This window comes from Lentibacillus kimchii (genome assembly GCF_055381965.1).
Map to the genome: position 1 here is coordinate 126,045 of NZ_AP043934.1, position 15,636 is coordinate 141,680.

Sequence of the window (15,636 nt, forward strand, 5' to 3'; positions counted from 1 at the left end):
CCAAGGCATTTTTGCACGTAAACAGGTGGGAAAAAATGGACGGTATTCAGAATTTTTTAAAGTCTAAGGAAGATATAGCATCTGTCATTGATGGGATCTCCAAGGGCATGCAGGAGCAGCTGATAGCAGGTCTCTCAGGGTCGGCCAGAAGTCTTTTTGCTTCGACTGTCAACGCATCACTCGAGAGACCCGTATTGCTGGTGACAAATCAGCTCGATCAGGCTCAACAGCTGTATGATGACCTGTCAGACTTTATAGGTGAGGACCAAGTGCACTTATATCCGGTTAATGAACTGATTGCGTCTGAAATTGCTGTAGCCAGTCCGGAATTGAAGGCCCGCCGAATTGAGGCGCTGACAGAATGGTCAGAGACGCGATCGGGCATTTTAATAGCTCCTGTGGCTGCTTTGAAACGCATACTGCCACCGCCCGACTATTGGTATCAATACCAGCTGCCTTTTTCGACAGGGGAAGAAATTGATGTAGATGCTTATCTGCAGTCGTTGGTAGATATGGGGTATGAACGTGCATCGATGGTGACATCACCCGGTGAGTTCAGCCGGCGTGGCGGGATTATCGATATTTATCCTTTAACAGAGCAGCATCCTCTGCGTATTGAATTGTTTGATGATGAAATCGATTCCATACGCTCATTCGATCCGGACAGCCAGCGTTCACTGGAAAAAAAGACAGCCATCACGATTGGGCCGGCAACGGAAATGCTGTTGACAAAAGAAGACAGACTGCAAACAGCTCAGCGTCTTGAGACGGCATTGGCGGCATCATTGAAAAAGCTGTCTTCAGACGAAGCCAAAGAAACACTTTCTGAGACAATTGACTATGCAGTTGAGCGGTTTAAAAATTTAGAATCCTTCCAGGAGATGTATCAGTATATTGGCTTCTTCTATGATAAGCCAGCTAGTTTGTTAGACTATTTGCCGTCAAATGGTCTGATTATCCTGGATGAAATGAGCCGGATTCAGGAGACGGCCACCAATCTTGATAAAGAGGAAGCGGAATGGTACAGCACCTTACTGGAATCCAATAAAATGGTGCGGGACAGTCATTTTTCCTATGACTGGGATACAGTCTGGAAAGGTCTTGACCGCCAGCGTATTTATATGTCGGTTTTTTTGCGTCATATAAGTGGCACCCAGCCGCAAAACATTGTTGATTTATCGACACGAACAATGCAGGCATTTCATGGTCAGATGAACTTGTTTAAAAATGAACTGCAGCGCTGGGAAAAAGGTGATTTTTCAGTTGTCGTTCTGGCACCAGATGCCGAGCGGGCAGAAAAAATTCAATCGATTTTCCTGGACTATGGGATTGAAGCAAACGTCACAAGAGACTTGCAGCTCCCTGTGACACGTCCAACAATTACGACTGGCAATATCACCAATGGCATCGAATTTCCAATGCATAAACTGGTTTTGATTACAGAAAATGAACTGTTTAAAACACAAAAAACCAAACGCCCGCGTAAAAAACAGAATATCTCGAATGCTGAACGGATCAAAAGCTATCAAGAGCTTAAAGTGGGCGACTTTGTTGTTCATGCACACCACGGTATTGGTAAATACTTAGGGATTGAAACGCTGGAGATGAATGGCCAGCATAACGACTTTATGCTGCTTAAATACTCGGGTGATGACAAATTATATGTTCCGATCGACCAGATTAATCTGGTGCAGAAATATGTCGCTTCTGAGGGCAAAGAGCCTAAGCTGTATAAACTGGGCGGCAGTGAGTGGAATAAAGTTAAACGAAAAGTCCAATCCAATGTGGAGGACATTGCGGATGATCTCATTGAACTATACGCTGAACGCGAGGCACGAAAAGGATATGCCTTTAGTGAGGATACGGAATTGCAGCAGGAATTCGAAGCAGCCTTTCCTTATGAGGAAACGGACGATCAGCTGCGGTGTATAACCGAAATTAAAACGGACATGGAAAAGGAACGCCCGATGGACCGTCTCTTGTGCGGTGATGTCGGTTACGGGAAAACCGAAGTGGCTATACGGGCTGCCTTCAAAGCTATTGTAGACGGCAAGCAAGTTGCTTTTCTGGTCCCGACAACGATTTTGGCTCAGCAGCATTATGAAACACTCCGTCAGCGATTCCAGGATCAGCCTGTCACGATTGGCATGCTAAGCCGTTTTCGTTCCAAAAAGGAACAGCAGGAAACAATTGAGGGTGTTCGTAAGGGTACGATTGATATTGTGATTGGCACCCATCGCTTACTGTCCAAGGATGTCACCTACCGCGACCTGGGCTTACTCGTCGTGGATGAAGAACAGCGATTTGGTGTTAAACATAAGGAAAAGATCAAGCAGCTGCAATCCAATATCGATGTCCTGACACTGACGGCAACCCCGATTCCGCGCACATTGCATATGTCAATGCTTGAAGTCCGTGATCTGTCAGTGATTGAAACGCCTCCGGAAAATCGTTTTCCCATCCAGACGTATGTCATGGAGTACAACCCGATTTTTGTGCGTGAAGCGGTTGAGCGTGAAATGGCTCGCGGCGGCCAGGTGTTTTACCTTCATAACCGCGTGGATGATATTGATAAGGTTGCCAGAGATTTAGGAATGCTGGTTGATGATGCCCGGATCGCTGTGGCTCATGGCCAGATGAATGAAACGGAACTGGAGAATATCATTGTCGCTTTTCTGGAAGGTGAGTATGATGTACTGGTCAGTACAACAATCATTGAAACAGGTGTTGATATGCCAAATGTCAACACGCTAATCGTTAATAACTCAGACCGCATGGGTCTCAGTCAGCTTTATCAGCTGAGAGGACGGGTGGGCCGCTCCAACCGGGTTGCTTACACGTATTTCACTTACCAGCAGGATAAAGTTCTTAGTGAAGTGGCTGAGAAACGGCTGGAAGCAATCAAAGAATTCACAGAACTTGGCTCTGGTTTTAAAATTGCTATGCGTGATTTGTCCATCCGCGGTGCAGGTGATCTTCTTGGCGCCAATCAGCACGGATTTATCGATTCGGTTGGATTTGATATGTATTCACAGATGCTTAAGGAAGCCATTGAAGCTCGTAAAACCGGCAAAAAGCTTGATGAAATCGAAACGTTTGAACCGGAGTTAGCATTAACGCTGGATGCCTATATTCCAGAATCTTATATTTCTGATGAAAAACAAAAAATTGATATTTATAAACAATTCCAGGCTGTCTCGTCGGCGGATGATATCGGGGACCTGCAGGATGAGCTGATCGATCGTTTTGGTGATTATCCTGAAGAAATTGCTAATTTATTCACAGTAACATCACTTAAACGGCAGGCAAAAGAGCAGCGGGTTGAGTCTATTACTGAAAGACCTGGCAAATTGGAAATGCTTATAAGTGAAAACCGCAGTCAGGAAGTTGATGGGTCTAAGCTGTTTGAATTGGCGAATCAGTTTGGCCGCGGTTTGCAGCTGGGGACAGAAGGAAGCAAACTGAAAGTACTGTATAAATGGACACGGGATACTGAGCAGCAGCGGTATGACGTTCTGGAAAATTTCATCAGTCAGTTATCTGAGGTTAACCGGCAGGAAAGCAACACTGGTTCTTGACATGTCGCTTCAGTGCGTTGTTTTTGAATTCTGGTGTTAGAGAGATGTATAGTCGAGCGGGGATGATTCATACTAAACCCACAACTGGTGTTTTTTTCTCATTAAGGAAAACTACTGAATACATACACCAGACACAAACATCGCAGAAAGTGAGGCTCCAGACTGATGAAAGCAACAGGAATTGTACGCCGTATTGATGATTTAGGCAGAGTGGTTATACCAAAAGAGATCAGACGAACGCTGCGTATCCGTGAAGGTGATCCATTAGAAATATTTGTTGACCGTGAATCTGAGGTCATTTTAAAGAAATACTCGCCCATTAATGAATTGAGCACATTTGCTAAAGAGTATGCCGAGGCATTGTTTGAATCGCTTAATTACCCAGTAATGATCTGTGATCGTGATGAAGTTATTGCTGTAGCCGGCGATTCCAAAAATGACTATTTAAATAAAGGCATCGGTTTACAACCGGAAAGGGCTATGGAAGATCGTACGCCGTCATTTCAAACAGAACCTGTTACAGCTCAGCTGATCAGCGGGGAGGATGAAGATCTGGCTGCGTTATGCATCAGTCCAATTATTGCGAACGGTGATCCAGTTGGCTGTGTGGTGCTGTTTGCAAGAGAAGGCGAGCTGACGGAAGTTGAGCAAAAGTCAGTTCAGACAGCTGCCAGCTTCCTGGCCCGGCAAATGGAGTAATTAGAGGTTTCTTACATGAACAGCGAAGAACGAAAAGGTGTCATGGCTTATTAGCGATGGCACTTTTTTGTATGATTGGATGATTGCTCTCGGGTCAGTCTTTTTAAGCTTATGCTATACTGGATACCGGCATTACTTAGCCGGAAAGGGTTTAACATGGAAAAGGACAAACCGACGCAGCAGACATTGCTTAAGGGAGCTGTATGGCTAACGCTGGCCGGCATGGCTGGTAAATTGCTGAGTGCCGGTTACCGGATCCCGCTGCAGAATTTAACAGGGGATACCGGTTTTTACGTTTATCAGCAGATCTATCCATTCTTGAGTATTGCTATGATGCTTGCTTTATATGGTTTTCCCTCTGCTGTCTCTAAAATAGTTGTGGTTATCACATCGCGGGGCCAGAGTCTCTCCTGGCGTTCGTTTTATATTCCGGTGTTTGTGTTATTATCAGTTATAGCCGGAAGCATTTGGATTATTATGTACTTGAGTGCCCCGAAAATCGCTATGATGACAGGTGATCCTGAACTGGTGCAGACCTATCGGCTGGCTTCGTGGATTTTTTTACTGATTCCTTTACCGGCTCTATTGCGCGGGACATTTCAGGGAATCGGGCTGATGCAGGCAACTGCCATTTCACAAATCAGTGAACAGCTGCTGCGTCTCAGTGTGATCATCACTGCAGCGGCAGGGGTATACCTGTGGCAGCAGCCTGTCTACACGATTGGTCCAGGGGCTGTTGCAGCTTCGTGTGCTGGCCTTCTCGCTGCTGTGATGATTCTGCTTGGGTTTCTTATCCATTACCACCCGGTTACAGACGAATGGTTCTCCGTTCCCTGGCGGTATTATGTGACAACGCTTGTCGTTTTAGGTACGACGGCGGCTTTGAATCAGATGGTGCTTGTGATTATTCAGTTAGCAGATACCTTCACCCTTGTCCCGGGGCTGAAGGCATACGGTCTATCTGTCGATGATGCCAGACAGGCTAAGGGTGTTTTTGATCGCGGGCAGCCGCTTATCCAGCTTGGTACGGTACTTGGTTCGTCATTTGCTTTGGCATTGCTTCCCGCTCTATCGGGTGATAAGCTAAAACAAGAACCTGACATGATGCATCAGTTGATTCGCAGTGCCAGTTTAATCAGCTTTTATTTAGCGATTGGGGCGACTGCTGGATTGATCATAATTTTTCCGGAAACCAACCGGCTGCTGTTTCAGAATACAAACGGGACAGATGCTTTAAGACTGCTCGCGCTTGCAGTTTTTCTCAGCTCGATTGGGATAACTGCTGCCTCAATTCTGCAGGGCTTAGGCTATATGAAGCGGACGGCCGCTTTTGTTGCCATTGCTTTTTGCCTAAAATGGACAGCCAATTATGCTTTGGTTCCTTTTTTCGGGATCACCGGAAGCGCTTTGGCTACTGTTCTCAGCTTAACGATGTTCGCGGGATTGATGATCGTTTCTCTGAGACGGAAATTACCCGAATTAAAGGTGCTGCAGCAGGTTAACTGGCTGGCGCTTCTGCTTGCTCTGGCAGGCATGATCGGTTTTATTCTGGGAGTTCATTACCTGACAGGCCCAATTGTCTCAAGAGCCGGTTCAGCTGTTTACGTTATCACAATGGCGCTTGCGGGGGCGGCGATTTATTCTGGCCTTTTGCTGCGTCTCGGGGCTTTCCGTGAGCAGGATCTGTCGCGGCTGCCGCTTGGCTGGTTATTCATTCGACTCCATAAAGAAAGGAATTCCTAATGGCCTATACAATCGATATTATTGGACTTGGTGCTGGTGATTTAGACCAGGTGCCGCTTGGTATTTATAAGAAACTGAAGAGCCAGACATCAGCTGTTTATGTGCGCACAGCTGATCATCCGGCAGTCAGACAATTCGAGGAAGAGGATATCCGTTTCCAGTCATTTGATTATATTTATGAGGAAATGGATCAATTTGCGGACGTCTATCAGCAAATGACTGATACGCTTCTGATGACGGCCGCGCAGCAGTCGCTTGTCTATGCGGTTCCGGGTCATCCTATGCTGGCGGAGAAGACCGTTCAGCTGCTGTTGGATCAGGATGAGGTGCCTGTGAACATCATTGGCGGAGACAGTTATCTTGATGCGTTATTCGCTTCACTTAAAATTGACCCGATCGATGGCTTGCAATTTGTTGATGGCCTTCATTTTGAACGGCGGCAATTGGATTATCGTCATCATATTGTGTTCGCTCAGGTCTATGATCAGATGACCGCAGCCAATGTTAAACTGACCCTGCTGGAGGATCTGCCGCACGATTACCCAGTCAAAATTGTTGCCTCAGCTGGCAGCTTTGAAGAAAGGATAACAGATGTGCAGCTGGATGAGCTGGACCGTTCCTTCACGGATGTCCATAATCTCACATCTATTTATATTCCGCCTGTACCGGATGCCTTGCTTCATCATACATTTGCCCAGATGCGCGAGGTGATCAGACAATTGCGGGCTCCTGGCGGCTGTCCCTGGGATCGTGCCCAGACACATGAGTCATTGCGCATGTATGCAATCGAGGAAGTCTATGAGTTACTGGAGGCGATTGATCAGCAGGATGATGACGGTATAGTGGAGGAGCTGGGTGATCTCTTGCTGCAGGTTATGCTGCATAGTCAGATTGGTGACGATAACGGCTATTTTACGGCCGATGATGTTATACGTTCGCTGACTGACAAAATGATTCATCGTCATCCGCATGTGTTTGCTGATCAGTCGGCTGAAACCGAGCCAGACGTTGCTAAGACATGGGACGCACTGAAACAGGAAGAAAAAGGCGAAACGCGGACGTCTGTTTTAGATGGGGTGCCAGCTGGTCTTCCTGGTCTGGCTAAGGCGTTCAAATTACAGAAGAAGGCTGCCAAAGTCGGATTTGGCTGGGATGATATCCAAGGCATATGGGAGAAGTTCCAGGAAGAGCTGGACGAGGTGCAGGTGGCTATTCGCCAGGAAACGCACACGGAGATCGAGGCGGAGATTGGCGATGTTTTATTTGTCATTGCCAATCTGGCGCGAGGTTACAGCATCAACCCGGAACTAGCCCTCCAGCAGGCAAACACGAAATTTATGTCGCGTTTTACCTTTATTGAACAGGCTCTTAATGAGCAGGGGAAAACGGTGAATCAGACATCACAGGAAGAAATGGATCTGTACTGGAATCAAGCAAAGGAAAGAGAGTGATTGGATTGCGGCTGGATAAATTTTTAAAGGTTTCAAGACTTGTTAAACGCAGACCCTTGGCTAAAGAAATTGCAGGCCAGGGGCGGATTACGATAAACGGACAGCCGGCAAAGGCGTCGACTGTTCTTTCTGAAGGCGATGAACTGGTGATTAAATTTGGCCAGAAAGTGGTTACGCTGGACGTGACAAATTTAAGAGAAGATGCGAAAAAAGATGAAGCCGAAACGATGTACCGGGTGACCCATGAAGAACATGTGAATTAGGTTCTATCCTTGTCCCTTCTGTCATACAGTAATAGTGATTGGAGGGCGAGGCATATGAGTGACTATGAACAGCAGTCTGTTAAACAGCAGACATATGCGACACAAGACAGCCATACGGTCAAAATGAATAACCGCAAAGATCTGGAAATAACCGGCGTCAAAGAAGTCGACAGTTTTGATAATGAGGAATTTTTACTGGAGACTGTCATGGGCTACTTAATTGTCCGCGGCCAGAATCTGCATATGAAAAATCTGGATGTAAGTGACGGCCTGGTTACGATTAAGGGCAAGGTGTACGAGCTTTCCTATGTTGACGAGCACCAGCAGGAGAAAGCTAAAGGCTTCTTTAGCAAGTTATTCAAATGACACTTGATGTGCAGTTTTTGACCATGATTTCCATGGCAGCTGGTGGGTTTTGGCTGGGAATGGCGCTGGAGACATTTCGGCGTCTTTCCATCTACTGGCGGGAACGTGCTTTTCTGGTTTATGTTATGGAAATCAGTTTCTGGCTGACGCAGACCCTGCTGCTGTATTACATATTGTTCCGGGTCAACAGCGGTGAGCTGCGTTTCTATGTGTTTGCAGCCCTGGTACTGGGATTTGCTATCTACCAAGCTCTTGCGGCTAGTCTGTATAAACGGCTGCTGGAGTATGTCATTTATGTTATGGCGGCAATTCATCGTATGCTGACGCGGATTATCAGGGCGGTCATCGTGACTCCAATTGTGTTTAGCGTGCAATTGCTGCTTGCAGCCGTCGGGTTTATGGGCAAATGGCTGTGGCATTTGCTTCGTTTTATCCTGAAGGTCTTTTGGGTGCCGGTTTCTTGGCTGTTGCGACTGGGATTCCAGATGCTTCCTCAAACAATACAAAAAAAGATACACAAATTAGCAGGATTTTATAGTACAATAAAGAATAGATGCAAAAAATGGATCCAACACATAATGTTCAAAAGGAGGTAGGCCTGTGCCATTCCAGAAGAAAGATGTGACTCGGCTGGAATCACATTATATGCAGGAGTATGATGCTTATGTCGAACGACAGGCCCGCAAGAAAAAACGGCTGATACGCCGGCTGGTTCTATTTTCACTTCTGATGGCCCTAGCTATTGGCAGCCTGGCGGTTTATCATGTTAATCAGCAAGCGCTTTATACGGAAAAAAAGGAACAGCACGAAGCATTGCAAAGTGAATTGGCTGCACTTGAGGATAAAGAAGACAGTCTTCGGAATGAAATTGATTTGCTTAATAACGAGGACTATGTCCTGGATATCGCACGGACAAACTATTTCTTCTCTAAAAAAGATGAATTAATTTTCAATATCCCTGGAGAAAAGCCCGATTATTGACACACTTTCACACAACTGGCTATAATATATAAGAAGTATATCTGTTAAATTTCTAAGGAGGAGCACTTTTTTTATGTCAATCGAAGTAGGCAGCAAGCTGCAGGGTAAAGTAACCGGGATCACACACTTTGGGGCCTTTGTAGAGATTGAGGAAGGTAAAACAGGTCTTGTGCATATCAGTGAGGTTGCTGACACGTATGTGAAAGATATTAACGACTTTTTGAGCGTCGGTGACGAGGTTACGGTCAAAGTGCTCAATATCCAGGATGATGGGAAGATTGGCCTTTCCATAAAAAAAGCGAAAGACCGGCCGCCACGTCAGCAGAATCAGCAGCGTTCGGAATCGTTTGAATCGAAAATGAACAAGTTTCTCAAAGATTCGGAAGACCGTTTAGCCTCATTGAAGAAGCATACGGAATCTAAACGCGGAGGCAGAGGTGCTAAACGGGACTAACAGTTTGCTGTCTATGAACCATTGATGTTAAATGATGCTAAAAAAGCAGGTGCCACATTCCAAATGTGGCACCTGCTTTTTGTTTTGATGGCGGTAGAGGGATTCGAACCCCCGACCCTACGGGTATGAACCGTATGCTCTCGCCAGCTGAGCTACACCGCCAAATTCACTCACAGAAAACATCTTACAACAGCAATCACTTTGTGTCAATGGAAAACATTTATGTGGTTATCCACTCGCAGTCGAAAAGCCGACAACACTAAACAGAATACGCAGGGCAAGTGCAGAAAACTTTTATCAGTGAAGAAACCAGTCGAACGATTTTAGGAATACGCTCCGATGTTTTGACAAAAAACGAATGCTGCATGTGTTTAAATGAATGGCAAGAAGGAGTGGTAGACTATGATCAATTCAGTCTCGGGAATGGAATCCAAGGGAGTTAACATTCAGCAGGGCTGGTGGAAAAAAGGTTATATGAAGTTCGCTGCATCCATGAAAAAGTTACTCTTTGAAAAGAGCTGGCTGTTTTACCTTGCCGGCTTTTTGCTTGGACGAGCTGTCATTCTGTCGGTTGTATCACCGTTTGCCATTGCATTTTTGGCGGCAGTCTGGGTTATCCATCGAGAAAAGGCACCCAAAGTGATGGCAGCTATTTTGGCCGGCGCGTTTACCTTTTCCCTGCCTCACAGTGCCTTTATCGCTCTGGCTATGCTCCTCTTTGTGTTGCTGGCGGGCATTTTTAAACATGTGAACAAGCAGCAGATTCTAATACCGCTGTTTGTTTTTATTGCCACTGCCGCTCCCCGTCTGTTTCTTGATTCGGTATGGGGACAGCTGACATCCTATGAATGGATGCTTTTGACAGTCGAAGGCGTTTTAGGAACGGTTCTTGTTCTTATCTTTATGCAGAGTATCCCGTTATTATCACCACAGCGTTTTAAACTTACTTTAAAAAATGAGGAGATTGTCTGTCTGATTATTCTTCTGGCATCGATTTTGACCGGAACAATCGGCTGGGACGTCTATCAGGCATCAATCGAACAAATTTTTTCCCGGTATTTTGTCCTGCTTCTGGCATTTGTGGGCGGGGCGGCCATCGGATCGACAGTCGGTGTTGTCGTTGGCCTGATCTTATCACTGGCCAATGTCGCCAACCTTTACCAAATGAGTTTGCTTGCTTTTTCCGGTTTGCTCGGAGGTCTCTTGAAAGAAGGCAACAAAATCGGTGTCAGTGCCGGTCTTCTGGTCGGAACGTTTCTGGTTGTGCTGTATGCTGATGCGGCGAGCATCCTGCCTTCTATAACGGAAACACTTATAGCGATTGCCCTGTTTCTGTTAACACCATCAAGCTGGATCAAAAAACTGTCACGGTATGTGCCTGGGACAGAGGAGCATACCCAGGATCAGGAACAATATTTGCAGAAAGTCCGTAATGTCACAGCTAAACGTGTTGAGCAATTTTCCAATGTATTCGAGGCGTTGTCGAAAAGCTTTTCGACAGCGGAACAAGCAAACGATGATAACTCGGGAAGCCGTGAGACTGATTATTTTCTGAGTCAGGTAACGGAAAAAACGTGCCAGTCCTGTTTTTTAAAGGAACGGTGCTGGGAGCAGCAGTTCGATAAGACGTATTCGTTAATGGAGGATCTGAAGGGTGACATTGAACAAGGAAATGAACCAAATCATAAGTCGCTTCGTGCATTTGAGAATCACTGTGTTAAACCTAAAAAAGTATTAAATACAATGCGGGAAGAAATGTCCGTATTCGAGGCCAACAAACAATTGCAAAAACAGGTGACGGAAAGCAAGCGGTTTGTTTCCGATCAATTGCAGGGTGTCTCAGAGGTCATGGAGGACTTTGCAAATGAAATTATGAAAGAACGTGAACATCATGAAACGCAGGAAATGCAGATCATCAGCACGTTAAAAAATATGGGGATTGTGCTGGAAAAACTGGATATTTACCGGCTGGAAAAAGGAAATGTCGACATTGAAATGACACTGTCTTTTTATGATTATCGCGGGGAGGGATCAAAGCTGATCGCTCCTGTCCTGTCTGATATTTTAGATGAAATGATTGTTGTGAAACAAGAGGAGGTATCACCGTTTCCGAATGGGTATTGTCAATTGGTATTTGGGTCAGCAAAGGAATATGTGATTGATACTGGGATTGCCAATGCCGCAAAGGGCGGTGGTCTTGTATCCGGCGACAGCTACCGGACCATTGAACTTGGAGAAGGCAAATATGCTATGGCGATCAGTGACGGCATGGGTAACGGTCATCGTGCCAGTGAAGAAAGCGAGGAGACCTTAAGGCTGCTGCAGCAGATTTTACAGACAGGGATTCCGGAAAGTGTGGCGATTAAATCAATTAATTCAATCTTATCCCTGCGCACAACAGATGAGATGTATGCCACTCTCGATCTCGCGGTGATTAACCTGCATAATGCATTCGTTCAGTTTTTGAAGATCGGTTCGACACAAAGTTTTATTAAACGGGGTGATGAGATTATTCATGTTGAGGCAAGTAATTTGCCTATGGGGATCATTCAGGAATTTGATGTGGAAATTGTCGGTGAACAGCTGCAGCCGGGGGATATATTAGTCATGATGAGTGATGGTATCCTGGAAGGACCGAGACATGCTGAAAGTACGGATGAGTGGCTGAAACAGAGGATCCGGACTATGGAGACTGCTGACCCCCAGGACATCGCTGATTTAATACTTGAGGAAGCTGTCCGGACAGGTGAGGGAGCTATTAACGACGATATGACGGTGGTTGTGGCGAAAGTAACCAAGAATTCACCGCAGTGGACATCGATCCCGATTTATCCAGCTGCAGCCGGAGAAACTTAGATGGCCCTGTCTGGCTAATGATACAGCAGTTCGCTATTGTTCCGATTCGTGGTGCATACGAGCTGCTTTTTTTATACGTATATCCGTCAGTCATTGTGGTGATGATGGTAGTGGATAAAAAGGGAGGTATGTCAGGTGAAAAAAGGGACGTTAAAACAAATTCTATTAATCACAGACGGCTGTTCCAACAGAGGAGAGGATCCGTCAGTAACCGCCGCACTTGCAGCTCAGCAGGGCATAACCGTTAATGTTATTGGTATTCTTGGTGATGATCAGACAGAAAAGCCTGCAGGACTGCAGGAAGTGGAGGATATTGCCTCATCTGGCAGCGGCATCAGCCAGATTGTTTATAAAGAGGCGCTTGCCCAGACTGTCCAAACTGTCACAAAACAGTCGATGACTCAGACCCTGCAGGGTGTTGTCAATCAGGAACTGGAGCAGATACTCGGCCCGGACCAGACACTGGATGAAATAGAACCGGCGAAACGGGGCGAAATCATGGAAGTCGTGGAAGATATGGGCGAGACATCTGATCTGGAGGTGCTTGTGCTGACAGATACGAGTGCCAGCATGCATGATAAGCTCCCTACTGTCAAAGAAGCTCTGACCGATTTATCGGTTAGCTTAAATGCCCGGATCGGACGCAACCGCTTTGCCATTTACAATTTTCCGGAAAAGCGCAAAAACATTGGTAAGGTTCTTGATTGGTCACCCAGGCTGGATGGCATCAACAGCGTGTTTCCTAAACTGACAAGCGGCGGCATAACGCCAACAGGTCCGGCGATACGGGAAGCCATGCACCAATTCAGCAAAAAAGGTTTGCTAAAAAAGCTGAGGAGCAACGATGAAGCAGACGTGGAAGAAGCAGAGTCCTAGCATCAGACCTGGCACCGTTATTACCGGAAAGTGGCATCAGCGCCGTTATACGATACAAAAAAAACTTGGTCAGGGAGCAGTTGGCACAGTCTATCTGTGTGTGTATGGCGATAGGCAAGCCGCTCTGAAAATCAGTGACAATTCAACATCCATGATGATGGAAGTCAATGTCCTAAAGTCACTTGAGAAGGTCCAAGGCACCCGTCTTGGGCCTTCTTTAATCGATGTTGACGACTGGACGGCAGCGCCGCAAAAAAAATACGCATTCTATGTCATGGAGTTCTTGCAGGGTGAACCATTAGGCCATTTTATTAAGAAACATGGATCTAAATGGATCGGTGTTTTGCTGCTGCAGCTGCTCGACGACCTGGAACGGCTGCATCAGGCCGGCTGGGTCTTCGGGGATTTGAAAACAGACAATCTCCTTGTGCTTGCAAAGCCGCCAAAAATACGCTGGATCGATGTCGGCGGGACAACAAAAATGGGCCGATCGATCAAAGAGTATACGGAATTCTATGATCGCGGTTATTGGGGAATGGGTTCACGCAAAGCTGAACCTAGTTATGATTTGTTCGCATTGGCCATGGTGTTTTTAACGCTCGAGTATCCAAATCACTTTCAAAAAGGTACGAATCCCAAGGCAACTTTAATGAAAAAAATAAATGATGCCCGCTTGCTTCGCGCCTGCAAAGCGCCGCTTAAAAAGGCGCTTCTCGGCTACTACTCGACAAGTGCGGCTATGCGGCGTGATGTTATACGACTTATGACTCAAAAACAGAGCCGGAGAAGGCACTCTGCATACGCCTATGACAGCAAAACAGCACCCCCGGCATTTGCTGAGGGCAGTGGAATCTTTCTGGCAGCGCTTTTTTACTATGTTTCCTCATTGTTTGTAATGTGACATTTTGTCATATTCAGCAATTGTGATAAAATATAGACGTACTAAAAGGCTATTTTCTGATCAGGAAAGGAACTGCGTATGGATAATACAGTTCGTGCGTTCATAAGGCATCACCAAATGGTCCGCAGTCACACAACGGTCTTGCTTGCCGTTTCGGGCGGACCGGATTCTATGGCTCTTTTGCACTTTTTTTATAACATGCAAACGATATGGGATTTGCGTCTGATTGTTGTCTCCATTGATCATGGCCTGCGCGGGCAGGAATCACTCGATGACCTTAACTTTGTCAGACAGACGTGTCAGGAATGGGGTATTGCGTTTGTCGGGACGTCTCTGGATGTAGGAGCCTATCAGGCCGAAAAACAGATCGGGACACAGAAAGCCGCCAGAGATATGCGCTATCAATTTTTTGCTGAACAGATGAATCTGTATCAGGCAGATTATCTGGCGTTTGGCCATCATGCTGACGATCAACTGGAAACGATGCTCATGGGGCTTATACACTCGGCTAGTGTTAAGTCGCTCGCGGGGATTCCGCTGGAGCGTGCATTTGCATCCGGTAAAATCATTCGGCCTTTGTTAGGCGTTACGAAGGATCAGATTGAACATTATTGCAGGCAGCATGCTCTGAGACCGAGACGTGATCCATCCAATGCGAAGGATACGTATACACGTAATGATTACCGTCATAATATTCTTCCCTTACTGAAAGCAAAAAACCATAGTTGGCACCGGACAATCCGGCATATGAGCGCATCACTGCAGGAAGACGACCTTTTTCTGCAGCAGGAAGCCAGAAAAATGGTTCATAACGTCGTAAACTTCGATGGACCGGGTTTGTGTGCACGTTTCAATATTTATATATTTAAATCGTACTCCCGTCCTTTACAAAGGCGGGCTCTTCATCTAATATTGGATTATCTGTATAAGGATAATAAGGATAGTATTTCCTATAGTCATGAGGAACAGTTTTTTGCGATGCTTATGGATGATCATGGTCACAGCAGGCTTGACTTTCCGCAATCATTAAAGCTTGTTAGATCTTATGCGTCCATAACGTTTTACTTCCAGAACACGCCAGCACAGCCGTACCATAAAGTGATGAACATTCCCGGCGAGACGGAGATTCCAGGCGGGACGCGCTTTTCCGCCGTTATAACCGCTCAGACGGTTGCGGACGGGCATATGGTTTATCTGTGCCCTGAACAAGGAGTTGCATGGCCGTTGCATATACGGACGCGCCGTTCAGGTGACCGTATGCGCTGGTCAGGGCTAAATGGAAGCAAAAAGCTGAAAGATATTTTTATTGATGCTAAAATTCCAGTAAATGAGAGGGATATGTGGCCGGTTATCACTGATAATAATGATAACGTATTATGGCTTCCTGGTTTAAAAAAGGGGCTTCCGCCAATACAGGCCGAAAAGGGATCCTGCATCCAGATCAGTTATACAAAACGGGGTACATAAC

Annotated in this window: 13 protein-coding genes and 1 tRNA gene; 13 read left to right on the forward strand and 1 reads right to left on the reverse strand. The window is 46.1% G+C overall.

The annotated features are described in order from the left end of the window. Positions 1–35 precede the first annotated feature (35 nt). From mfd to ACZ444_RS01000, 9 genes are all read left to right on the forward strand, one after another. Complete coding sequence (gene mfd, locus ACZ444_RS00960) at positions 36–3,578, forward strand: transcription-repair coupling factor (protein WP_382358082.1); 3,543 nt, start codon at positions 36–38, stop codon at positions 3,576–3,578. A 165-nt stretch (positions 3,579–3,743) separates the two neighbouring features. Beyond that, positions 3,744–4,277, forward strand: coding sequence for a stage V sporulation protein T (gene spoVT / locus ACZ444_RS00965; protein WP_382358083.1), 534 nt, complete (start codon positions 3,744–3,746; stop codon positions 4,275–4,277). A gap of 156 nt (positions 4,278–4,433) precedes the next feature. Further along, positions 4,434–6,020 carry a putative polysaccharide biosynthesis protein gene (locus ACZ444_RS00970; protein ID WP_464433510.1) on the forward strand — a complete coding sequence of 529 codons (1,587 nt, stop codon included), beginning with the start codon at positions 4,434–4,436 and terminating at the stop codon, positions 6,018–6,020. Next, complete coding sequence (gene yabN, locus ACZ444_RS00975) at positions 6,020–7,471, forward strand: bifunctional methyltransferase/pyrophosphohydrolase YabN (protein WP_382358085.1); 1,452 nt, start codon at positions 6,020–6,022, stop codon at positions 7,469–7,471. Before ACZ444_RS00970 ends, yabN begins: the two co-directional genes overlap by 1 nt. A gap of 5 nt (positions 7,472–7,476) precedes the next feature. Continuing rightward, complete coding sequence (locus tag ACZ444_RS00980) at positions 7,477–7,734, forward strand: RNA-binding S4 domain-containing protein (RefSeq protein ID WP_382358086.1); 258 nt, start codon at positions 7,477–7,479, stop codon at positions 7,732–7,734. A 54-nt stretch (positions 7,735–7,788) separates the two neighbouring features. Then, complete coding sequence (yabP, locus tag ACZ444_RS00985; RefSeq protein WP_382358087.1) at positions 7,789–8,100, forward strand: sporulation protein YabP; 312 nt, start codon at positions 7,789–7,791, stop codon at positions 8,098–8,100. Then, positions 8,097–8,696 (forward strand): spore cortex biosynthesis protein YabQ, encoded by a 600-nt coding sequence (gene yabQ, locus ACZ444_RS00990; protein WP_382358088.1) that lies wholly within the window; start codon positions 8,097–8,099, stop codon positions 8,694–8,696. The genes yabP and yabQ overlap by 4 nt, the downstream gene beginning before the upstream one ends. A 4-nt stretch (positions 8,697–8,700) precedes the next feature. Next, entirely contained in the window at positions 8,701–9,081 is a 381-nt protein-coding gene (locus ACZ444_RS00995) for an FtsB family cell division protein (protein WP_382358089.1), read from the forward strand. Between the two features lie 73 nt (positions 9,082–9,154). Continuing rightward, positions 9,155–9,535 carry a S1 domain-containing RNA-binding protein gene (locus ACZ444_RS01000; RefSeq protein ID WP_382358090.1) on the forward strand — a complete coding sequence of 127 codons (381 nt, stop codon included), beginning with the start codon at positions 9,155–9,157 and terminating at the stop codon, positions 9,533–9,535. A gap of 88 nt (positions 9,536–9,623) precedes the next feature. Here ACZ444_RS01000 and ACZ444_RS01005 read toward each other — a convergent pair. Then, positions 9,624–9,697: transfer RNA gene (locus ACZ444_RS01005), tRNA-Met, on the reverse strand. A gap of 240 nt (positions 9,698–9,937) precedes the next feature. Here ACZ444_RS01005 and spoIIE point away from each other — a divergent pair. From spoIIE to tilS, 4 genes are all read left to right on the forward strand, one after another. Further along, positions 9,938–12,391, forward strand: a complete 2,454-nt coding sequence (gene spoIIE / locus ACZ444_RS01010) for a stage II sporulation protein E (RefSeq protein WP_382358091.1) — start codon at positions 9,938–9,940, stop codon at positions 12,389–12,391. A gap of 135 nt (positions 12,392–12,526) precedes the next feature. Further along, positions 12,527–13,267, forward strand: a complete 741-nt coding sequence (locus ACZ444_RS01015) for a VWA domain-containing protein (protein WP_382358092.1) — start codon at positions 12,527–12,529, stop codon at positions 13,265–13,267. Beyond that, entirely contained in the window at positions 13,236–14,168 is a 933-nt protein-coding gene (locus ACZ444_RS01020; RefSeq protein WP_382358093.1) for a protein kinase domain-containing protein, read from the forward strand. Before ACZ444_RS01015 ends, ACZ444_RS01020 begins: the two co-directional genes overlap by 32 nt. Positions 14,169–14,246: 78 nt before the next feature. Continuing rightward, positions 14,247–15,635 (forward strand): tRNA lysidine(34) synthetase TilS, encoded by a 1,389-nt coding sequence (tilS, locus tag ACZ444_RS01025; RefSeq protein WP_382358094.1) that lies wholly within the window; start codon positions 14,247–14,249, stop codon positions 15,633–15,635. The last annotated feature ends 1 nt before the right edge of the window (position 15,636 follow it).